The 21,547-nt window shown below is 37.7% G+C and carries 23 protein-coding genes; 17 read left to right on the top strand and 6 right to left on the bottom strand.

Annotated elements, in window-relative coordinates; translation table 11 throughout:
- Positions 1–16 precede the first annotated feature (16 nt).
- Complete coding sequence (locus ACTJJ9_RS01755) at positions 17–391, top strand: J-domain-containing protein (RefSeq protein ID WP_095300570.1); 375 nt, start codon at positions 17–19, stop codon at positions 389–391.
- Positions 392–594: 203 nt separating this feature from the next.
- Positions 595–1,533: an alpha/beta hydrolase gene (locus ACTJJ9_RS01750; protein WP_249921987.1), complete on the top strand. Its 939-nt coding sequence runs from the start codon at positions 595–597 to the stop codon at positions 1,531–1,533.
- Between the two features lie 31 nt (positions 1,534–1,564).
- On the opposite strand, the gene ACTJJ9_RS01745 is transcribed toward ACTJJ9_RS01750, so the two are convergent.
- From ACTJJ9_RS01745 to ACTJJ9_RS01730, 4 genes are all read right to left on the bottom strand, one after another.
- Positions 1,565–2,059, bottom strand: coding sequence for a GNAT family N-acetyltransferase (locus ACTJJ9_RS01745; RefSeq protein ID WP_145583879.1), 495 nt, complete (start codon positions 2,057–2,059; stop codon positions 1,565–1,567).
- Positions 2,060–2,227: 168 nt separating this feature from the next.
- Complete coding sequence (locus tag ACTJJ9_RS01740) at positions 2,228–2,380, bottom strand: hypothetical protein (protein ID WP_186324276.1); 153 nt, start codon at positions 2,378–2,380, stop codon at positions 2,228–2,230.
- Positions 2,381–2,441: 61 nt separating this feature from the next.
- Positions 2,442–2,666, bottom strand: a complete 225-nt coding sequence (locus tag ACTJJ9_RS01735) for a DUF1128 domain-containing protein (RefSeq protein WP_095300572.1) — start codon at positions 2,664–2,666, stop codon at positions 2,442–2,444.
- Positions 2,667–2,748: 82 nt separating this feature from the next.
- Positions 2,749–4,110 (bottom strand): alanine/glycine:cation symporter family protein, encoded by a 1,362-nt coding sequence (locus tag ACTJJ9_RS01730; RefSeq protein ID WP_145583877.1) that lies wholly within the window; start codon positions 4,108–4,110, stop codon positions 2,749–2,751.
- A gap of 209 nt (positions 4,111–4,319) precedes the next feature.
- On the opposite strand from ACTJJ9_RS01730, the gene ACTJJ9_RS01725 reads away from it, so the two are divergent.
- The 10 genes from ACTJJ9_RS01725 to ACTJJ9_RS01680 all read left to right on the top strand — a co-directional run bounded on the left by ACTJJ9_RS01725 (position 4,320) and on the right by ACTJJ9_RS01680 (position 11,581).
- Positions 4,320–4,790 carry a low molecular weight protein-tyrosine-phosphatase gene (locus tag ACTJJ9_RS01725; protein ID WP_145583874.1) on the top strand — a complete coding sequence of 157 codons (471 nt, stop codon included), beginning with the start codon at positions 4,320–4,322 and terminating at the stop codon, positions 4,788–4,790.
- Between the two features lie 80 nt (positions 4,791–4,870).
- Positions 4,871–5,188, top strand: coding sequence for a YtxH domain-containing protein (locus ACTJJ9_RS01720; protein WP_145583872.1), 318 nt, complete (start codon positions 4,871–4,873; stop codon positions 5,186–5,188).
- A gap of 26 nt (positions 5,189–5,214) precedes the next feature.
- Positions 5,215–6,027: a YihY/virulence factor BrkB family protein gene (locus ACTJJ9_RS01715; RefSeq protein WP_255451983.1), complete on the top strand. Its 813-nt coding sequence runs from the start codon at positions 5,215–5,217 to the stop codon at positions 6,025–6,027.
- A 254-nt stretch (positions 6,028–6,281) separates the two neighbouring features.
- Positions 6,282–6,611 (top strand): PadR family transcriptional regulator, encoded by a 330-nt coding sequence (locus ACTJJ9_RS01710; RefSeq protein ID WP_095299182.1) that lies wholly within the window; start codon positions 6,282–6,284, stop codon positions 6,609–6,611.
- Positions 6,608–7,030, top strand: a complete 423-nt coding sequence (locus ACTJJ9_RS01705; protein WP_145583868.1) for a permease prefix domain 1-containing protein — start codon at positions 6,608–6,610, stop codon at positions 7,028–7,030. Before ACTJJ9_RS01710 ends, ACTJJ9_RS01705 begins: the two co-directional genes overlap by 4 nt.
- On the top strand, positions 7,027–7,665 hold the full coding sequence (locus tag ACTJJ9_RS01700; protein ID WP_145583866.1) for a hypothetical protein: 639 nt from the start codon (positions 7,027–7,029) through the stop codon (positions 7,663–7,665). The genes ACTJJ9_RS01705 and ACTJJ9_RS01700 overlap by 4 nt, the downstream gene beginning before the upstream one ends.
- Positions 7,666–8,036: 371 nt before the next feature.
- Positions 8,037–8,168, top strand: a complete 132-nt coding sequence (locus ACTJJ9_RS01695) for a hypothetical protein (RefSeq protein ID WP_255451982.1) — start codon at positions 8,037–8,039, stop codon at positions 8,166–8,168.
- A 1-nt stretch (position 8,169) separates the two neighbouring features.
- Positions 8,170–9,225, top strand: coding sequence for a calcium/proton exchanger (gene cax / locus ACTJJ9_RS01690; protein WP_145583864.1), 1,056 nt, complete (start codon positions 8,170–8,172; stop codon positions 9,223–9,225).
- Between the two features lie 261 nt (positions 9,226–9,486).
- Positions 9,487–10,281 carry a YfkD famly protein gene (locus ACTJJ9_RS01685; protein ID WP_145583862.1) on the top strand — a complete coding sequence of 265 codons (795 nt, stop codon included), beginning with the start codon at positions 9,487–9,489 and terminating at the stop codon, positions 10,279–10,281.
- A 67-nt stretch (positions 10,282–10,348) separates the two neighbouring features.
- Positions 10,349–11,581, top strand: a complete 1,233-nt coding sequence (locus ACTJJ9_RS01680) for a hypothetical protein (protein ID WP_145583860.1) — start codon at positions 10,349–10,351, stop codon at positions 11,579–11,581.
- A gap of 101 nt (positions 11,582–11,682) precedes the next feature.
- Here ACTJJ9_RS01680 and ACTJJ9_RS01675 read toward each other — a convergent pair whose 3' ends face one another.
- Both ACTJJ9_RS01675 and yfkAB read right to left on the bottom strand, forming a co-directional pair.
- Positions 11,683–12,516 (bottom strand): mechanosensitive ion channel family protein, encoded by an 834-nt coding sequence (locus ACTJJ9_RS01675; protein WP_145583858.1) that lies wholly within the window; start codon positions 12,514–12,516, stop codon positions 11,683–11,685.
- An 8-nt stretch (positions 12,517–12,524) separates the two neighbouring features.
- The gene (gene yfkAB, locus ACTJJ9_RS01670) at positions 12,525–13,646 is read right to left on the bottom strand and encodes a radical SAM/CxCxxxxC motif protein YfkAB (protein ID WP_145583856.1); all 1,122 of its coding nucleotides are present in this window, start codon (positions 13,644–13,646) and stop codon (positions 12,525–12,527) included.
- Positions 13,647–14,186: 540 nt separating this feature from the next.
- On the opposite strand from yfkAB, the gene ACTJJ9_RS01665 reads away from it, so the two are divergent.
- The 5 genes from ACTJJ9_RS01665 to ACTJJ9_RS01645 all read left to right on the top strand — a co-directional run bounded on the left by ACTJJ9_RS01665 (position 14,187) and on the right by ACTJJ9_RS01645 (position 21,530).
- Positions 14,187–14,384, top strand: coding sequence for an SE1561 family protein (locus ACTJJ9_RS01665; protein ID WP_145583854.1), 198 nt, complete (start codon positions 14,187–14,189; stop codon positions 14,382–14,384).
- 208 nt (positions 14,385–14,592) lie between these two features.
- On the top strand, positions 14,593–16,131 hold the full coding sequence (locus ACTJJ9_RS01660; protein ID WP_145583852.1) for a fumarate hydratase: 1,539 nt from the start codon (positions 14,593–14,595) through the stop codon (positions 16,129–16,131).
- Between the two features lie 238 nt (positions 16,132–16,369).
- Positions 16,370–17,170: a delta-lactam-biosynthetic de-N-acetylase gene (gene pdaA, locus ACTJJ9_RS01655; protein WP_145583843.1), complete on the top strand. Its 801-nt coding sequence runs from the start codon at positions 16,370–16,372 to the stop codon at positions 17,168–17,170.
- Positions 17,171–17,302: 132 nt separating this feature from the next.
- Positions 17,303–18,169 carry a DNA-3-methyladenine glycosylase family protein gene (locus ACTJJ9_RS01650; RefSeq protein WP_145583842.1) on the top strand — a complete coding sequence of 289 codons (867 nt, stop codon included), beginning with the start codon at positions 17,303–17,305 and terminating at the stop codon, positions 18,167–18,169.
- Positions 18,170–18,710: 541 nt separating this feature from the next.
- A complete protein-coding gene (locus ACTJJ9_RS01645) occupies positions 18,711–21,530 on the top strand; it encodes a family 43 glycosylhydrolase (protein WP_145583841.1) in 2,820 nt (939 codons plus the stop codon).
- Positions 21,531–21,547 lie beyond the last annotated feature (17 nt).

Raw genomic sequence — 21,547 nt, 5'->3', positions numbered from 1 at the left:
GAGGGAGTGACTATATATGGATATTTTTTCAATTATAGCCGAAGACAAAATTAAACGGGCAATCGCGGAAGGGGAATTTGATGATTTGCCAGGAAAGGGTAAGCCTTTGAAACTGGAGGATTTATCACATATCCCAGAGGATTTACGGATCGCTTATAAAGTTATGAAAAATTCAAACATGCTTGAGGATGTCGATAAAATCAAAGAAGAGCTATTGTCTTTAGATGATTTACTCGCAACATGTGATAACCTAGAAGAAAGGGTGAAGCTTAAAAAGAAAAAGCATGAGAAGGAGCTACGCTTAGAGCAATTATTGAATAAGAGAAAGATACTTGATGCACCTGCCTCTGCTTTTTATAAGGAAAAAATCATCGGAAAGCTTACGAAATAAATCGTAAAGGGTGACTTAAAACGTCTAATCCCTCCAACAAACACTGATATAAACTAGTCTCATCATTAGTTTAGATAGTGTGTTTGAGGGGTCTTGATCTTTAGTTTTGAGCCACCCTCTTTTTCAATCCTATTATGAAAAAATTTTTCACAACGAAGGGGAGTTCGTAATACGATATAAAAAAGCCTAGGAGGGGTGAGAGAGTGATTCCACAATGGCTGCTTTATTCGATTATGACTTGTATTAGTGCTTGCGTGGTTTTTGCCTTTATTGCAAGCTGGCTTCTCCTTTCACCAAGAAGGGTATCATATGAGAAAACATTCAAAATTGGCATTCAAAGAGGTGAAATTGACGAACGTGCTTTCAACTCGATAAAAAAGGAAGAATTATTTATTCCATCCTATTACGGATATAAATTACATGGGATGTTTTTTCCTGTAGAGAATGGAAAAAAGGTTGTCATTATTGCGCATGGTATCACATGGTCATTATTTGGGAGCTTTAAATATGTGAAAATGTTTCAAAAACGAGGATTTCATGTTCTATTATGTGATCATAGATACCATGGATTAAGTGGGGGAAAGTATACATCATACGGTTTCTATGAAAAGGATGATTTAAAGGCATGGATTGACTATCTGGAAAAACGGTTTGGAGGCAATACCTTTATCGGCTTGCTTGGGGAATCGTTAGGGGCTGCATCTGCTTTGGAACTAAGCAAACGGGATCGGCGAGTGAAATTTTGTATTGCTGATTGTTCCTTTAGCGACTTTCAATCCCTTTTAAGAATAAGATTAAAAATGGATTTCAAGCTAGGAATCTATCCATTAATCGATTTTGTCAATTTCATTGTGAAGCTAAAGCATGGCTGGAGCTTTCCAGATATTTCTCCGATTAAAGGCTTAGAGAAAACGAAGACGCCGATACTGTTTATACACGGAAAAGAGGATACGTTTATCCCGTTGGATATGACATTAGAGATGTTTAGAAGAAAGGCTGGAACGAAAAAGCTATATCTCGTTCCAAAGGCTGGTCACGCAGAGGCGTTTAATACTGATCCAGCTGGATATGAAAAGAAGGTTATTGAGTTTATTCAGATGATTGATCAATTCGTTAGTAGTGAAAAAATGAAGTCTTATTGAAAGTATTGCCTAAGTAGGAAAGGAGCACAGACTACTTAGGCTCTAGTTTTGCAATCATGTCCCAAGATGTGCCATCGATACCGATTTTTATAAAGCCAAATTTCTCATATAAGGATAGGGCTGAATTTTCTGGAGCAACACTCAATGAAATGGCCGGAAATTGTTTCTCTTTTGCAAGTGCGATGATTTCCTTCATAAGCTTTGTTCCAATGCCAATGCCACGGTATTCTGGTAGCAGGGCCATGCTTAAAATTGGCGTTTGCTCATCAACATATCCATAGGTTCTAGTTAATTCATTAAACAATCGAATCCAAACTGCACCTATTTTTTGATTTTGTTCATTTAGAGCTATAAGACCGTAATCTCCGTCTCTGCCCCAATTTTCAACATAGTTTGCTAGCTTAGAGGTTTTCAATAATGATTTATCGAATTTATCTTCACCGTCAGGAACATAAATAGCCTCATATAACATTTCCCAAAGAAATGCCTCATCCTCTTTAATAGCTTGTCTAATGATTACTTCCATCTAATTCATCTCATTTCTTTTATATATTATTCAATTATGTATTCAGTAAAAAATGGGAAAATCCTTTTTCGTTGGCGGAACTTTATATGGAAAAATCTAGCCTCTGCAATACCTATGACGATAGAAACTTAAAAAAGGGGGGATGCTTTCCCCCATAAGTAGTCTGTTTCAATGTTTCTCATAATCATCGTCATTTGGTATCGGGTCAATTCGTGAGGCATCTTCCGTTTTTAAGGCAATTTTTAGGAGCATAAGGACGAGTAGAATGGAAATGAACAGCAATCCAATTAAACTGAGGATAAACAGCCACATTTTTATCATAGAAAAAACCTCCTTCTTATCAAAAACATATGATGATAAGAGGGAGGTCAGAATCGAACAATTAGCCTTTTCGTAAATTTCCTAATTCTTCAGCAATTGCTTGCATTTCATTTGGGCTAAATGTTTTCTTTTTCATAACAAGCTCGTAAATTTCTTTAAGCTCTTCGTACATTTCTTCATTAAAATGGGACGGTTTAATTGCCCCAAAATTTAGTACACGTAATTTTTCTTTAATTTGCTCTATCATATATTCAACATTTTCAACAGACTTTTCAGTTAAATTCATTTTTCCCTTCCTTTCTCAGTTCAGGTCATATTATAGATATTGTAACATGATTTTGAAATAAACATTCAAAAACCTCGACAAGTTATGAGCTTGCTTGATTTTTTTTCTGCGCTTTTTCCGCTTTGACAACATCTAAAAATCTTTTTGTTTCGGCAACAACGACACCTGATAAACCGAGGAGACCAATGAGGTTAGGGATGGCCATTAGTCCATTCATCACATCGGCAATTCCCCATACGATATCAAGTGTTGTAACAGAACCGATAAATACTGCGATAACAAAGGCATATCGATAATATTTAATCGCAGATTCATTGAAAAGATAGGAAATGCATTTTTCTCCGTAGTATGACCAGCCAAGAATCGTTGAATATGCGAAGAGCAGCATACCGATCGCTACAATATAGGAGCCGATTGGACCAAGGAAATGTTCAAACGTCATCGATGTTAGAGCATTTCCTTCTGCACCACTTGAGTAGAGATCGCCCATAACAACAGTGATACCTGTAATCGAGCAAATGATAATTGTATCAATAAAAACCTGAGTCATTGAAACGAGTGCTTGACGGCCAGGATAATCTGATTTAGCTGCAGCAGCTGCAATCGGTGCAGAGCCAAGACCTGCTTCATTCGAGAAGACTCCTCTAGCAACTCCCCAACGAATGACAGCTCCAAGTGCCCCTCCGGCAACAGCTTCACCAGTAAAGGCGTCTGTAAAGATTAATGAGATTGCCTCTGGAACAAGGCTTGCATTCATAATAAGAACAATTAAGCCAGCGATGAGATAAAATAAGGCCATAATCGGAACGAAATAAGCTGTAACTCTTCCTATTGATTTAATGCCACCTAAAATGACGAGGGCTGTAAATATAGTAATCACAATGCCTGTGACATATGTCGGCACTGAAAAGGTTGACTTAAGCACACCTGAAACAGAATTAGATTGAACCATGTTCCCGATTCCAAAGGCAGCAATTGCCCCGAAAATAGCAAATAAAACGCCTAACCATTTTTGCTTCAAACCACGCTCTAAATAATACATCGGACCGCCGGACATTTCTCCGTTTTTATCTTTTACACGGTATTTTACGGCAAGGATCGCCTCCGAATATTTAGTCGCCATTCCAACGAGAGCAGTTATCCACATCCAGAAAACAGCCCCTGGTCCTCCTAAAATGACCGCGGTCGCTACCCCAACAATATTTCCAGTACCAACAGTAGCGGCTAACGCCGTCATAAGCGCTTGAAAGTGAGAAATATCTCCTTCAGATTTTGAATCCTGCTTTTTTGTGAAGGCTAGCTTTAACGAATAAGGCAGCATGCGAAATTGAAGAAATCCTAAACGAAGTGTCAAATATAACCCTGTACCGACAATTAAAATGAGTAACGGTGGTCCCCAGACAAAACTACTGACATCGCCAATGAATTTTTCGAAACTTTCCATAACATCCCCCTTATATTTGATTGTGACTTAGGAAAGGGCTTATTCATGTAAGGATGTAAAGTGATAATTGGAGATTGTACCTAAAAGTCACTTAAGAAAGAATATTCTAAACTAGTATCGTACATGTCTTTAAATTGATGGATTTTCAATAATTGTCAGAAGGGAAAAGAACTTTTATTATAGGAGTAGAGATAATAGGAGGATTTAAGATGAGAAAAATATTATTTGTATGCTTAGGAAATATTTGCCGTTCACCGATGGCAGAAGCTGTCATGAGGGATTTAATTGAAAAGGAAGGCTTAGAGGGGAAAATTACGGTTGATTCCGCGGGCACAGGAAATTGGCATACAGGAAAACCGCCACATGAAGGAACACGAACGATTTTATCAAAACATAACATCTCATATGAAGGATTAAAAGCTAGACAAATTAACAAGCAAGACCTAAATGATTTCGACTATATCATTGGGATGGATGCGGAAAATATCGGGAATATTAAACGTCTGGCAGGAAATGCTCAAACAGGGAAAATAAAACGCCTGCTTGATTATGTGAAAGAGTCTGATGTAGAGGATGTACCTGACCCATATTATACGGGGAATTTTACAGAAGTGTATGACCTTGTTACAAAAGGATGCGAAAACCTATTAAAGGAAATAAAGCAAGACTTATTAAAATAAAAACGTCAATTTTACATAGTGCTTCTCTTGGGGTATATAAAGGTCATATAAGGCTTTAATCAAGTAAGGAGGAATGTGAAATGGGAAAAGACAATAAATTGGTTAAAGGGATTGTTATCGGAGCTCTCGTTGGTGCTGCTGTTTCTTTATTTGATAAAAACACTCGCCAAGGAGTAATCCAATCAGGCAAAACGCTTGGTTTAAAAGTAAAAGAGTATGCAAAACAGCCTTCAAAATTAACATCTGAAGTAAAGCAAAAAATTGATCATGTACGTCAGACGGTGCAAGAGGTATCAGACGATATCACGTTTATTAATGAAAAGGTTCAAGAGTTGAAGGAATCTTCTCCACATGTTGTACATATGCTACAAGAAACAAAGGACAAATTTATTCCATAACCGACAATAATCGAGAGGTGGATATCTTGTCATTTTTTAAGGAGCTATTAAAACGATTTTTACATGATGAGGTGGCGGGGTTATCTGCACAGCTCGCATATTTTTTCCTATTGTCCCTGTTTCCATTTTTACTTTTCCTTATAACATTAATTGCATACTTACCGTTAACACAGGAGGATGTGCTTGGGACGATAAGTGAATTTGCCCCTGGTGAATCTGTTGCGATTATAGAGGAATCATTGAATCAAATTATTGAGCAAAAAAATGGCGGTTTATTATCGTTCGGGGTAATTGCAACACTTTGGTCTGCATCGAATGGAATCAATTCAATCGTTCGAGCATTTAATAGGGCATATGGTGTTGAAGAAACAAGATCGTTCTTTGCCTCAAGACTAATGGCGATTTTTTTAACTATCGCAATGGTATTTATCATTGTACTAGCCTTATTATTACCGGTATTCGGCAGAGAAATCGGCTTATTGATTTCTTCGCATTTCGGCTTATCAACTGAGTTTTTAACGCTTTGGAATACGCTTCGCTGGTTTTTAAGTGCGATCATCCTGTTCATCGTTTTTACAGCACTTTATTTCTTTGCACCAAATAAGCGCCTTCATATAAAGGATGGAATTCCAGGGGCATTTGCTGCAACAATTGGGTGGATTCTCGTATCATTGGCATTTTCCTATTATGTTGGAAACATTGCAAATTACAGTGCGACATATGGAAGTATCGGTGGAATCATCGTTTTGATGATTTGGTTTTATTTATCGGGAATGATCCTTATTTTTGGTGGAGAATTAAACGCCATGTTATATAAACGAAAAAAGAAGCTTATTTAAATCGTACTGCAGCTTCGTTGTTAGGAAACGTCTAACAATGAAGCTGCAGTTTTTTTTCTAATTTACTGTTTCTGATCCTAGAAGGTCCTGCAAGACTTTCGATTTCTACCGAGCACTACTTAGTCAAAGCAACAGAGTTTACCAAAAATAGGCGCAAGTTTTCCATATATTTTCAAAAATTACTTTGACAGATAGAGTAATTTGCGATAATATTACTCTATCAGATAGAGCAATGTCGTAAAGGATGTGTAATAATGATTAGAAGCGATATCATTCGTGGACATTTAGATTCCATGATTCTTCGCTTAATTTTAGAAAAAGACAGATATGGATATGAAATCTCGAGAGAAATTAGTTCACGTACCGAAAATCGTTTTCAAATTAAAGAAGCAACCTTGTATGCCGTTTTTCAACGTTTAGAAAAAAAGGAACTCATTGAGTCTTATTTTGGAAATGTCTCACAGGGAGGAAAGCGAAAGTACTACAGAATTACTTCTCTTGGAAAAGCATATTTAACGGAAATGGTAAAGGAATGGAAGGAAACGAAAGAAATTATCGATTTATTTATGGAGGGATTTGAGTGATTAAACTAAAGAATCATGTAGAGGAGCTATTTAAGGATCTACATGATAGTGAAGAGAAAAGAGCGATTCAGCAGGAAGTCCTTGAAAATTTAGAGGAAAAGGTTTGGGATTTAATGGCACAAGGGAAAGACGAGGAGGATGCGATCAATAAAGCGATTGTTGAATTTGGTGATATTGAAGATATCAAAAAGGAGCTTGGTGTAAAGAAACCGAAAAAGGGAAACAAATTTGCAAAATTAAATCTTGGCTATTCGATATGGGGGAGCATGCTTATTATCGGGCTATTTGTCTTTATTAATTTCTATTATACACCGGGTACAATTTGGTTCGTTTACCCAACTTTTGCAATCTTATGGTGGCCGTTATCGATGTACTTTTATTGGAAGCGGAATAAGGAAGAAAGGAGTGTTAATCAATGAAAAGGGATATAGCCTTTCAATTTGCACTTTCAGGAAGTATTATGACGATTATCTTTATCATCGTAGTTAATAGTTTAAGTACAACATATCCTTGGTTCATTTATCCTACATTTGCTTTATTGCTTTGGCCGATTGGTGTCTTTTGTGCGAAGAAAAAGAATCATAAGCTTTTATCAATTGTGTACAGCTTGATTATCATTGCCTTTTTAGTTACCGAGAACTATATACAAACACCCGAATATCCATGGTTTTTATATGCAATACCACCACTTTTGTGTTGGCCGGTTCTAGCTATCTTAGATAAACATAGCAAAAAGGTAAGTACGGCCATATTATGCAGTGCTAGTATTGTAGGATATTACATTATGTTAAATCTTATCCTATCACCTCAACATCCGTGGGCGATTTATCCTGCATTTGCTGTTTTATGGTGGCCGCTTGCTTTATATCATGGAAAAACGAGAACATTTTATGCGTTTTCTCTTACAGGGAGCTTGCTAGTTATTGCATTTTTCGCTGCAGTTAATGCTATTACAACGCCTGATCATATCTGGGCTGTGTATCCAATTTTTTGCATCCTCTGGTGGCCTTTAAGCATGTATTATTACGGATTTAAGAAGAAAAAAATCGCTTGAGATATGCGACGTTCAATGAAACTAGCTCCTATTAAAAACTATCATAAGAGAAAATATCAAATCATCGAACACTGTACGAGGGAGCTAGTTTACACTTTTCAGCAGACCTTCATCAAATTTAATCCACGGAAGACCTCTTCATTATCCTTAGTAAGCAAAAATTCCAAAAAATAGGTTTATTAATTTGTTTAAGTTGAGAGACTAAACTATAAAAACTGAATCATACAATAACAATAAGGCAAACAGGTTCTTTTCTAAGATATTGTTGTTTTTAACATTGTAAAGGTTGGTTGGAGCGTAAGTATGAAACTCTGCTTTGATGCGTAGGATTGGTTAATGTAAAGCGGATGTTTACAGCAAGGTGGCTAACCATGCATCTTGCAAAAAGCGATGCACTTGAGCAGAAATCAATCAAAACGAATACTAATAATAAGGCAACAAAGTTTATGAGAACAGCCTATAAAAAAAGTAGTTTACATTCTAAGCAAGGGAATGGTGAATAGTTTGGTTAATCGTTTGTTTACTATTATTGTTTTAATTGGATTACCGCTATCAGTAGCAGGTAGCCTTTTTCATTGGTCGCAAATTCTAATGTTTGTCATTTATTGCTTAACAATTATTGCGCTAGCAGGTTTTATGGGCAGAGCGACAGAGAGCTTAGCAATCGTTGCCGGGCCAAGAATTGGTGGATTATTAAATGCAACGTTTGGAAATGCAGTAGAATTGATTATTTCAATATTTTCATTGAAGGCAGGGCTATTAGGGGTTGTGTTAGCCTCCTTAACTGGATCAGTAATAGGAAACCTGCTCCTAGTAGCGGGTTTAAGCTTTTTTATCGGTGGGTTAAAGTATAAACGACAGGAATTTAATGTTTATGATGCACGCCATAATTCGGGAATGCTTATATTTGCCGTTGTTGTTGCATTTGTCATTCCAGAGGTCTTTTCGATGACAATGGATGAGGCAGAAACATTATCATTAAGCATTGGAATTTCGATCATTCTTATTATTCTTTATTTAGCTGCACTATTCTTTAAGCTTGTGACTCATCGAGGCGTCTATCAGCATAAATCAGACACAGCTGAAGCACATGAGGTACCTGAATGGTCAAAAATGAAGGCGATCATTATTTTATTGCTTTCAACGATTGCAGTTGCTTACGTATCAGAAAATCTTGTCCATACATTTGAAACAGTAGGAGAGCAATTCGGGTGGACGGAGCTATTTATTGGGGTTATTATCGTTGCGATTGTCGGGAATGCTGCTGAACATGCTTCAGCCATTATTATGGCATATAAAAATAAAATGAATGTAGCAGTAGAAATTGCCATCGGCTCGACATTGCAGGTTTCGATGTTTGTTGCCCCACTATTAGTGTTAATTTCACTATTTTTTAACGATAGGATGCCTTTAGTTTTTACGTTACCTGAACTTATTGCAATGGTAACAGCTGTCTTTTTAACCATTATGATCACGAATGACGGTGACACAAACTGGTTTGAGGGGGCGATGCTACTAGCAGCCTATCTCATCATGGGTATTGGCTTTTATTTGTTATAAAAAAAGAGAGGGTGATTCAAAAGGTTCAAACCCTTTTGAGTCACCCTCATTCATTCTTTGTAGGACGAAACAAATTACTAGAGAAATTGGTAACGCTTGCAAAATAGCGCAACAAACTATCTAGGGACTTATTTCTGATAGCTTTATTTTACACCGTTATCTTATTTTTGTAAACGCTTTTAATGAAATTTATTAAAAAGCTTGGATAAACAAAAACAATCTTGAAAACACTAATCATAGCTTATGAAAGGAGAAGAAAGTATGAAAAAATTGATATTCATTTCTCTTGTCTTACTGTTTTCATTTAGTGTTTCTCATGCTTCTTATGCAGAAGGTAAGCAGCAGCAAATTAAAATTCCAAATACCGTTATGGAGATAACGAAGGAAAACACATATCCAAATCCAACACAAGATTTACCATACTTACAACCTAGTGATTTTACTCAATCACTTATTGATACATCTGATGTACCGATTGAAAACCCTGATTTAATCCGAATATTAAACGAGTCAACGATTTCTGATGCTCCTTTAGCAATCGGTTATCGGGCAACAATTTATTTAGGAGAATGGGCGTTAAATTATCAGTCAACAGAAACCGCTACAAACTGGGAATACCAAAAGATCAACACGAATTTTCAAGACAATCGTGGTGGGAAGGGCCCGTTTCAAATGCATTATAAGCAAGAGGCACAAAAGTCTGTAAAAGGTGGCCTAACCGCAAAGGTACCGGAAGCTGAGCATGTGAAAAAAATGATGCTGTTAAAAGCAATGAAGAAAACGAATTTACCACTCTCCTTTGAAACGATTATTGGCGCTGGGACAAAGGCAGACCAGATTTATAATGTGCAGCCTAAAAAATTAGGCTACTTATATGCCTATGCACCAGCTGTTAATGAAAAGGGTAAGGTTACGTATGGTGAGGTTTACCTCGTATTAAAAGGGAATAAAAAAAGCATTGTCGTCAAAAATGTCACGTCACAAGGAATTGGGGCATGGATTCCGATTCAAGATCATGTATCATTCGGTTTTGTAACAGCTGATAATCCAAAATAATGAATATAATCAGTGCGTTCAGACGCATTGATTTTTTCATGTTTATTAAATATAAGGGGGATGGAAGTTGAAGCATCTCGTTATTATTATCGCAGTATTGCTAGTTTTCCCTCACGCAAGCTTTGCAGCAAATCGACAAGGCTTAGAGAATATCGATGCAGCCTTTATTCGGGATGGTGATTTATGGCTTTGGACAAATGGTGAGGAAAAGAAGGTTACGAATACAGGTCATATAGTTGGCATGCCACAATGGTCACATGATAGACAATGGATTTCTTATCAAAATGAAGCAAAGCAAGGCGAAGAAATTCATAGGGAGCTTTGGGTTTACCGTCCAAATGATGGAATGCAAAGGAAAATCTATCATGATAGTCATTCACCTAGATGGGCAGCAACAAAAAATATTATAGCTTTTATGGATGAGGAACTAGTAAATGTGTCAGATTTAGAGCGTTTTTATAATGTAGCGTTAGGTGTCGCAGATTACGAGTGGCTACCAAATGATGATGGTATAATATTAGCTTCAAGTGCAAAGCTACTACCAAATGGATGGACGAACCCAGTTATTTATAAAAAACTGCTTCCTAGTGATTTAAGCAAAATAAAGCTAGAAGAGGCAGAGGAATTTTTTACGATCCCAAAGGAAATAAAAAAAGGAAATGTTGATATTTTGTCAATTTACCCAAATTCCTTTCTCTTTTCACCAAGCAGCAAATGGATTTCCTTCATTGTCTCGCCAACAGCGTCCTGGTCAATGGACAGCAATATGCTTATGGTTTTATCAAATGATGGGAAGTCATTTCAAGTGTTGGATGAGGTCATTTTAGGTGTCGGAAAGCCGAAATGGGCTCCTTCAAAAGATATGCTTGCATATATTGCGGGCGGAGGAAGAATTGTCTTTGGCTTTAAGAACAAGCGGTTAAAGGTTAAAGAAATGCCCGCATCAGGAACCCTTACCCCACAAAACTATGCAGAGCTTGACTTTACCTGGCTTAATAATGAGGCAATTGTTACGTCAAGGGTCATCGAAAAGGAATGGTCAAATAATAGTAGCGAGCATCCGCTTCCAGCCCTTTATCTTGTTCACATTAGCAATAAAAAGCAAAAGCAAATGACACATCCACCTCAAGGGTATGGAGATTACCATCCGTTTTACAACAAAACAGCTAACAAATTAATTTGGTATCGTGGGAAATCATTATTTGATGAGAACATGGATGTTTGGATTGCAAATCCAGATGGAACTAACCCGAAAAAATGGTTAGAAAATGTCGATGTCGTTGTGATAGCTGGAGAATGACGAAAAGAGTAAAACAAGAGCTGTTATCCCAGTCAGGAACAGTTCTTGTTTTTTTTATCTTTTATAAGAAACAAAGCATCGGAGCCTTCAAGGCGGTTTTGTTATTGGCTATGTTTAACAGAAATTTGCTCCTCAGCGAGTCCGATTTTTTCATCAAAGAGCACCTGTGCAATGATTTTTCGTGCTTCTCTTGCTGTATTCCAGTACTCTTTGTCATCAACCAGTCCTGTAATCGTGTACTCATAGCCGTGGAATCCTGCATTTAACGAGGTGATTCCATAGATTGTGAACGGTTCGATAAGACAATTTTCCTCGTCAACCTTTAAGCAATGTCCAAACTGTTTATTTAGAAGGTTACAGGCCTTTTCGAGTGCATCCCATACCTTTTTAGGATCCTCCTGGTACCTAACAACAACCCGCTCAATTACCCGCATCCGATCGATATTATAGTTTTGAATTTGCTTAATCTCGCCGTTAGAAATGGTCAATAATTTTCCACTCCATTCCCTTACCTTTAGGGAACGGAGACCAATTTCTTCAACAGTGCCATTAAAGGTGTTATTAATTGTCACAAAATCACCTTGATGAAGCTGTTTTTCGTAAATAAGAAATAACCCGGCGAGAATATCCTTGATAAGGCTTTGTGCCCCAAAGCCAATGACAATCCCAGCAATTCCAGCTCCAGCAAGAATCGATTCGAAATTATCGACGTATTTAGAGATAACAAATAAAATAAAGCAAATCGTTGCAGTATATTTCAATAATGAACGTACTAAGCTTTCAATCGTTTTTTCTTTTCGTTCCTCAATAAAATCTGTTCTGAGAAAGAACTTGGTTAACGATTTGTTAATAATTGCAACACTAATCCAGAGAACGATGGCAGCGATGATGATTTGGACGATGTTTATTGAAAGGATCGCTTTTATTTGTTCCATACTATCACCTATAAATTCGACTGTCGTTTTGTGAAATCAACATCTTTATAATAACTATTTTTGACGAGAATATTCGGTCCAAGACAGTTCACAGCAGGGCAATGACAATTGAGTGATTTTGCTAAGGAAGAATCCATCCACTTATCATAGGCAGATTGAAGGGTATTATCCTTAATATTACCTAAAGGAGGAGCATCACCAAAATCTGTCACAATGATATTTCCATCGAAAATATTAACATTTAAACGGGATCTTCCATCAGGATCGTTTCGAACCGTAACATTTTTGCTTGAACGTAGACGGTTAATTAACGCTAAATCTTCCTTATTATCGCTGCATGCGTAAAATGGCAATGTTCCAAATAGCATCCAAACAGATTCATCGCGGATATCTAATAAATGATGAATCGCTGAACGGATCTCTGACAGTGATAATGTTTCCAATGCACTGGCGAAATCACTTGGGTACATTGGGTGAATTTCATGACGCTGACAATGCATTTCCTCAACAATTTGCTTATGAATTTTTTCAATATACGGAAGGGTGTTTTTGTTAAGCATCGTTTCAGCCGAAACAATGACACCTGCTTTAACAAGTGCACGACTGTTTTCGATCATTCGCTCAAACAATGCAGCTCTCTGTGCATATGTTGGCTTTCTGTCCATCATGGCAAATCCAACCTCAACGAACTCATCAATTGTACCCCAGTTATGAGAAATGTGTAATACATCCAAGTATGGAATAATTTTTTCATACCGATTTAAATCAAGTGTTAAATTTGAATTTATTTGTGTACGCACTCCACGTTCATGGGCATACTTTAAAAGTGGGATGACGTAATTTTCAACAGATTTTAACGATAGCATCGGTTCCCCACCTGTAATACTTAAGGAACGAAGCTTTGGAACCTCGTCTAGTCGTTTTAACAATAAATCAATTGGAAGAGCATTCGGGTCCTTTGGACGTAGTGTATAACCGACAGCGCAATGCTCGCACCGCATATTGCAAAGTGTTGTTGTGGTAAATTCAATATTTGTTAACTCCATTTTTCCATATTGCGCGACATCAAGATATGCTTCCCACGGATCATATGAAGTTGTAATTGGTTTTAACGTGTTTGTTACATTCATTTTCGAGGTACTCCTTTTATTAACAAATAAAAATAGCCTTTTACATAAGGCTAAAATATCTTTAAAAACAGATTAGCTTACTATACAGAGTTGTCAGCTCCATACCCATTCTAACATGAACGTTCATTGTTATCATCCATTGGAGCTTTATATTAAAGTAAGAAAGTACTTTAGTTTTCGTTTCTAACTCATTAAGCTCATGCGTCACAAGTGATTTGATTACATCTTCTATTCACTTGGATCCAGTAGCTTGAAGCACACTAGGGAACTTGCGCTTTTTAGTCAGTTGTTTTAAAATTAAAGGCAATTTTCTTAATATTGTTGTATATAAGCTAAACTTTGTAAAGGTTGATTTAGTTTAGGTGCGGATATGTGGGAAAGGTGAGAGCACCAAAGAGGCTCATCACCCACCCGGCGGAAAACGAGAAATTTATCGGAAATCAACCAAAACGAATAACAAATAAACAGCAATAAAATGCGAAAACAGCCAAATTAATAAATACGTTAGGATGAAATATATCTTTAAGAGGAGAGATAAAAATGGGTAATGCAGTTCAAGAAAAGGATTCACAACTATCTTATTTAAAAAGTCGGTTAAATATGTTTTTAGAAGTACTCGATTCAATGGATCCCGAGTCAACAGATGTTGAAGATATTGACCGCTTATTAAAAATGTTAGATGAGCTTGAATTCAAGCATGAACAATTTAAAAAGGATTGGGATCGAAATGGAGCATGACACTCGCGTCTGCTCTTTTTTTCTATTTTTATTTCGAGTTTGGCACATGACTAAGATGGATGTCAGGGCAAAAAAGTCGGTACAGACTTCAAACTGAAAGCGCTTATGATATTCCTTTTCAATCTTTTTTTGAAGGAGTATAATAAAAATTGAAGAAATAGACCGAAAGTTTAGATACATTAAGAGACGATATAAGGGGAGAATCGAGATGGAGAACTTTTACGAAAGCATGTACAAATTAATAGTAGAAACATCGACCAATCTACCAAAAGATGTACGAAGAGCAATCGCTGCGGCAAAATTGCGAGAAAGTGCTGGCACTCGTTCTGCAATGTCACTTGCAACAATTACGAATAATATTAAAATGGCTGAGGATAATATTTCACCGATCTGTCAGGATACTGGTTTACCAACGTTTAAATTAAAGGTTCCGGTTGGTGCCAATCAACTAAAGATGAAGGAAGATATTAAGCGGGCCATTGCTCAAGCAACAAAGGATGGCAAGCTACGTCCTAATTCGGTTGATTCGATTACTGGGAAAAACAGCGGTGATAATTTAGGTGATGGAACACCTGTCATTAAATTTGAACAATGGGAAAAGGATTATATTGATGCACGCCTTATTTTAAAGGGCGGTGGCTGTGAAAATAAAAATATCCAATATAGCTTACCTTGTGAGCTTGAAGGCTTAGGAAGAGCGGGACGAGACCTTGATGGAATCAGAAAATGCATTATGCACTCCGTTTACCAAGCACAGGGGCAAGGCTGTAGTGCTGGCTTTATCGGGGTCGGAATCGGTGGTGACCGAACAAGCGGCTATGAGCTGGCGAAGGAGCAATTATTTAGACGTGTCGATGATGTGAACGAAAGAGAAGATTTACGTAAGCTTGAGGAATATGTTCTTGAGCATGCAAATGAGCTTGGAATTGGAACGATGGGATTTGGTGGAGAAACAACATTACTAGGTTGTAAAATTGGTGTCATCAACCGTATTCCAGCAAGCTTCTTCGTATCAGTTGCTTACAATTGCTGGGCTTATCGCCGCTTAGGTGTATATTTAGATCCTGAAACAGGAGCAATTAACGAATGGTTATATCAAGACGGAGATGAGGTTGACTTTGGGCAAGCTGAGGCTACTTCTACTGAAGAGCAAAAGCAATCGGTTCGTGAAGTTGTCCTAGAAGCACCAATTACAGAGGAACAAATTAGAGAGTTAAAAGTTGGTGACGTCGTTCGCATTAATGGAATGATGTATACGGGAAGAGACGCAATCCATAAATACTTATCAGAAAACGACTCCCCAGTTGATCTCAATGGACAAATCATTTATCACTGTGGACCTGTTATGATGAAGGATGAGGATGGAAAGTATCATGTTAAAGCAGCAGGACCAACGACAAGTATTCGTGAGGAGCCATACCAAGGCGATATTATGAAGCGATTTGGTATTCGCGCTGTTATCGGAAAAGGTGGAATGGGACCAAAAACGTTAAAGGCGCTTCAAGAACACGGTGGTGTCTACTTAAATGCAATTGGAGGAGCTGCGCAATATTATGCTGACTGTATTAAATCAGTAGAAGGTGTAGACCTCATGCAATTTGGAATTCCAGAAGCAATGTGGCATCTTAAGGTTGAAGGCTTTACAGCTGTAGTTACAATGGATTCACACGGAAACAGCCTTCACGCCGATGTCGATAAATCATCATTAGAAAAGCTCTCTAAATTTAAGGATCCGGTATTTAAATAAACGTTTGTTTAAAAGAATGAGTGTGCCTGAATCAGGAATTTCCCTGATTTTAAAGGCACGCTCTTTTTTATTTTTACTGCATACTAAACGTCACACAGGAGTCTTGCAGTTACACTCCAATCAATCAACAAAGTGTACCTTAAAAACTAGAAAAGGGACACAATGTAATTTTTTCCAGTATGGAATGCTCTCATAAATAAACACTATACATATATAACGATCATGAGGAGAGAGTATAATGAAAAAATTGTCTATCATGACAATCCTATGCTGTCTAATTTTATTATTTTCGAACGAAGCATATGCGATATCAAATAAACCAATTCATTGGGGCTTTAAAAAAAGTAAAAACCACGAACCAGCCTCTGCTGGAGAGGAATATGATGAAATTCTTGGCAAGTACGGCTCCTTCTATATAGGAGATACAACGAAGAAGGAAATTTACTTAACCTTTGATAATGGCTATGAAAATGGCTATACGAGCAAGGTGTTAGACGTCTTAAAAAAACGAGAGGTTCCAGCAACATTTTTTGTAACAGGTCATTATATTGAATCCGAACCAGGATTAGTAAAACGGATGGTGAAGGAAGGTCATATCGTCGGAAACCATTCATGGTATCATCCTGACCTCACAAAAGAAAGTGATGAAGAAATAAAAGAAGAGCTAGAATCTGTTCGCCTGAAAGTGGAGGAATTAACAGACCAAAAAGGGATGAACTACTTAAGGCCGCCAAGAGGTATTTTCAGTGAACGGGTGCTGCAAACGTCCAAAGATTTAGGATACACGACTGTCTTCTGGTCCCTCGCCTTTGTTGACTGGAAAATAGACGCACAAAGAGGCTGGAGATATTCGTACGAAAACATTATGCAACAAATCCACCCTGGAGCGATTATCCTTCTCCATACCGTATCAAAGGACAATGCCGAAGGACTGGACAACGCTATCGTTGAATTGCAGAAACAAGGCTACATCTTCAAAAGCTTAGACGACTTAATGCTTCAAAAAATAATCGACAATCCTGACTTAATCTCCCTTTAACCAAGGGAGATATTTTTTTAGACAACAGATTAGTAATAAAAACGAAGCAAATCCTTACATTGAAATTAACCTAATTGGAAAAACAAAACCATGCTATAATTGGCAAAAAGAGTATAAAGGCTGTGAATAAAAATGTGGAAGGAAATCATTGAAGCAAACGGACCGTATCATTTCGGCCGTGTTATAAGCAGGCTATCACTTGATCCGTTAAACAATATAAATCACGAGCAACAATCGGTGAAGGTTCCGCTTATTATAAATGAAAAACCACATGTCATCGAAGTGCAGGCTGTTGGTACTTTAGAAAATCCGCGCTTTGAGTTAAAGGGACATGATAATGATGTAAAAGAACAAGCTAAAGCTGAGCTCATTAGAATTTTTCAATGGGATTTTCCGTTAAGTAAACTAAATAATCATTTCAAAGCGACAAATCTATCAGATATTTTTCAGCAGCATGAGGGGACGCCGCTTGTATTGGAATATGATTTATATCGCTGTTTAATGAAATGCTTTATTCATCAGCAATTAAATTTATCTTTTGCTCATACGTTAACAGAACGATTTGTTAAAGCATTTGGTTATGAGATTGATGATGTTTGGTTTTATCCAAAACCAGAAACGATTGCTGCTTTAGAGGTTGAGGAGCTAATGAACATGCAATTCAGCAGGAGGAAGGCTGAATATGTGATTGATACATCTCGGCTTATTGCTGAAGGGAGCTTAGATTTATCGCAAGTTGAAAGCTTATCTGATGATGAAGTAATGAAAAAGCTAATAAAAATTCGTGGGATTGGTCCATGGACTGTACAAAATCTTTTGTTAACTGGATTAGGAAGACCTAATTTGTTTCCTAAAGCAGACATTGGGATACAAAAGGCGATTCAAAAGCATTTTAACCTAGAGAGGAAGCCTACAAGTGAAGAAATGGACATGTACAGTGAGCAATGGCATCCTTATTTAAGCTATGCATCGCTTTATTTGTGGAGAAGCATTGAATAAGTGAATGCGTAGAGAGTGACTTAACATTGGAAGACTCTCTTAGCAAACTCTAGTTAAAAGATATTGATTGTTTGGGTTTGAGGGGGAGAGCTTTTGCTGTAAATCACTCTCTTTTGTGTCAACTTGTACGTATGTTTATGTGATTGGATAAACAAGTTCCGAATTGATAGAAAACATATTGACATGTACGAACGTGTGTAATAGGATAAATATTGGTTAGGATAAGCGCTTACAATACATAAAATTCTTCCTATCATCTTTTTGGAAAACATCCTCTCAGTGAATTTTTGTAAAAATGTGCAGTTTTCTAACCCATGTATGAATAGAAACGTATGTATTTAGCTTAAGGTTTGTCGCATTTCATCGGGATATAGCGATTTTTTTGCATGGGTATGATAAAGATAGAAAACTAGATTTCGTACATTTACAAGGGTGTTAGCTTCAATTTTGTACGTACATCCCTTTTTATCCCAAATAATGAATGCGCATACAACTCTTGGGTAAATACTTCGTTTCATACAAAAAGGAGGGGTATGAAAGTATGAAAAAGAAATTATCTCGTAGATTTTTAGCTTTATTTTTAACACTTGTACTTCTTGTTCCAAATTTAGCGTTCGCCATTGAAAATGATGGGGCAGCAAGCGAGCAAGCAGAAGCACCTGTTTTTAAAGATGTATCTGTCCACGATCCGTCAGTCATTAAAACAGGTGACACGTACTATGTTTTTGGCTCTCACTTAGCAGCTGCAAAGACAAAGGATTTTATGCAATGGGATGAAGTAGCAAACTTAGTTAATCCCGATAACCCGTTATTTGAAAACGTTGTTGAGGAATTAAAGGAAACTTTTGACTGGGCAGAATCTGATACATTATGGGCAGCAGATGTGATTGAATTAAATGGGAAGTTTTATATGTATTATAACGCTTGTAAAGGAGATTCTCCTCGTTCAGCGATGGGGATTGCCGTTGCAGACAATATTGAAGGCCCTTACAAAGATCAAGGAATCTTCCTGAAATCCGGGATGTGGGATGAAGTAAGCCCAGATGGAACGATTTATGATGCAAGAATTCATCCAAATGCCGTTGATCCAGATGTATTCTTTGATAAAAATGGCAAGCTCTGGATGATGTACGGTTCATACTCTGGTGGTATTTTCATTATGGAAATGGACCCTGAAACAGGTGAACCATTGCCAAACCAAGGCTATGGGAAAAAATTACTCGGTGGAAACCATAGTCGTATTGAAGGAGCATATGTCCAATATAGCAAAGAAACGGATTATTACTATATGTACCTATCATTTGGCGGACTAGATTCAACTGGCGGCTATAACATGCGTGTTGTTCGTTCGGAAAATCCTGATGGTCCATATTATGATGCAGAAGGCAATGACATGATTAATGTCAAGGCTAATCCAGACCTTCCGATATTTGATGATGCGTCAATCGAACCATATGGTGTGAAATTAATGGGCAGTCACTTATTCAAAAGAGAAGTTGGTGAGGCTGGAACTGGAATTGGGACAGGCTATGTTTCGCCAGGTCATAATTCTGTTTACTATGATGAAGCAACAGACGAACAATATTTAATTTTCCATACTCGTTTCCCTGAAAAAGGTGAAATGCATCAGGTTCGTGTACATAAAATGTATATGAATGAAGATGGTTGGCCGGTTGTTTCGCCATATCGTTATGCGGGCGAATCGTTAGAAAGGGTTGAAGCAGCGGATATAAGCGGAGACTATAAATTTATTAATCATGGAAAAGATATTTCAGCAGAAATTAAACAATCAGTGCTAGTTACGTTAAATGACGATGGAACGATTTCTGGTGACGTAACAGGTGAATGGAGTTTATCTGGTGAAAATGAAGCGACTTTACAGGTTGATGGTAAAACATATAAAGGTGTGTTTGTTCGCCAATGGGATCCAACCTCTGAAGAATATGTTTTAACATTTACTGCACTATCAAATGAAGGCATTGCGATTTGGGGAAGTAAAACAGCATCACAATCAGATGCAGAAATTGTTGCGGCGGTTAAAAATGATTTAAGTCTTGGAGACACAACAAATGTCATTAGTCATTTAACATTACCAACAACAGGATTACGTGGGACACAAATTACGTGGCAATCATCACATCCTGAAATCGTTTCTGATGATGGAAAAGTAACTCGTCCTGTTGGCAAGGAATCGGTGACAGTAACGCTTACGGCAACAATAACTAAAGGTGAAATGACCGATACGAAGCAATTTACAGTCGTCGTTTTACCGCAAAAGGAAGGTAAGCTCGTTGCCCATTATGCATTTGAGGATAATTTAAAGGATAGCACGGGAAATGTGACGGACGGTGCAGTAACTGGTAACCGTATTGATAATACAGGTGGAACAAGTGCATTTGCAGAAGGAAAAGTTGGACAAGCAGCTGTATTTGACGGTGCATCTGGAATTCGTTTGCCAGATGGATTGATTTCTAGTAATAAGTACACGGTATCATTATGGCTAAATCCGCAGGAATTGAATAAATACACAACTTCATTCTTTGGTGGAAGCAGTAACACAAAATGGATTAGCTTTTTACCAATGGGCCATGACGGAGTAGCAAATGATACGATGCTCTGGTCAGGTGAAGCATGGTATGACGCGGGAACAGGTATGAAAATTCCAGCAAATGAATGGTCACATATTGCATTCTCAGTAGACAATGGAAGTATAAAAATCTATGTAAATGGTGAAGAAAAGTTTGCGGGTGAAAACTTCCCAGACGTCTTCACAACAGAGAACTGTGTATTCGCCTTAGGTGTAAACTACTGGGATACCCCATATAAAGGCTTAATAGATGAATTACTTGTATACGATGCAAAGGTATTAACAGCAGAAGAAATTAAAGCTTATTATGAAACTGGAGAAATTCCAGCAGAGGCTCCAGGTGAGGAAACACCAGGAACAGAAACCCCAGGTGAAGAGACGCCAGGAACAGACCCACCAGGTGAGGAAACACCAGGAACAGACCCACCAGGTGAAGAGACACCAGGAACAGAAACCCCAGGTGAAGAGACGCCAGGAACAGAAACCCCAGGTGAGGAGACGCCAGGAACAGAAACCCCAGGTGAGGAGACGCCAGGAACAGAACCTCCAGGTGAGGAGACGCCAGGAACAGAACCTCCGGGTAAAGAGACACCAGGAACAGAAGCTCCAGAGGATGTAACAGTTGAGCCTGTTGATAATGAAAAAGAAACAACTGGTGAAAAATTACCGGATACAGCAACAAGCACATATAATACGTTACTAATTGGTGCTATTGTTTTAATCGCTGGTGCAATTGCATTCCTTATAGTAAGAAGAAAGACCACTGCTGAATAATATGTAATGAGATGAGG

The organism is Metabacillus sp. 22489 (assembly GCF_052044855.1).
Taxonomy (GTDB): Bacteria; Bacillota; Bacilli; order Bacillales; family Bacillaceae; genus Metabacillus; species Metabacillus niabensis.
This window is presented reverse-complemented; position numbering and strand designations above follow the sequence as displayed.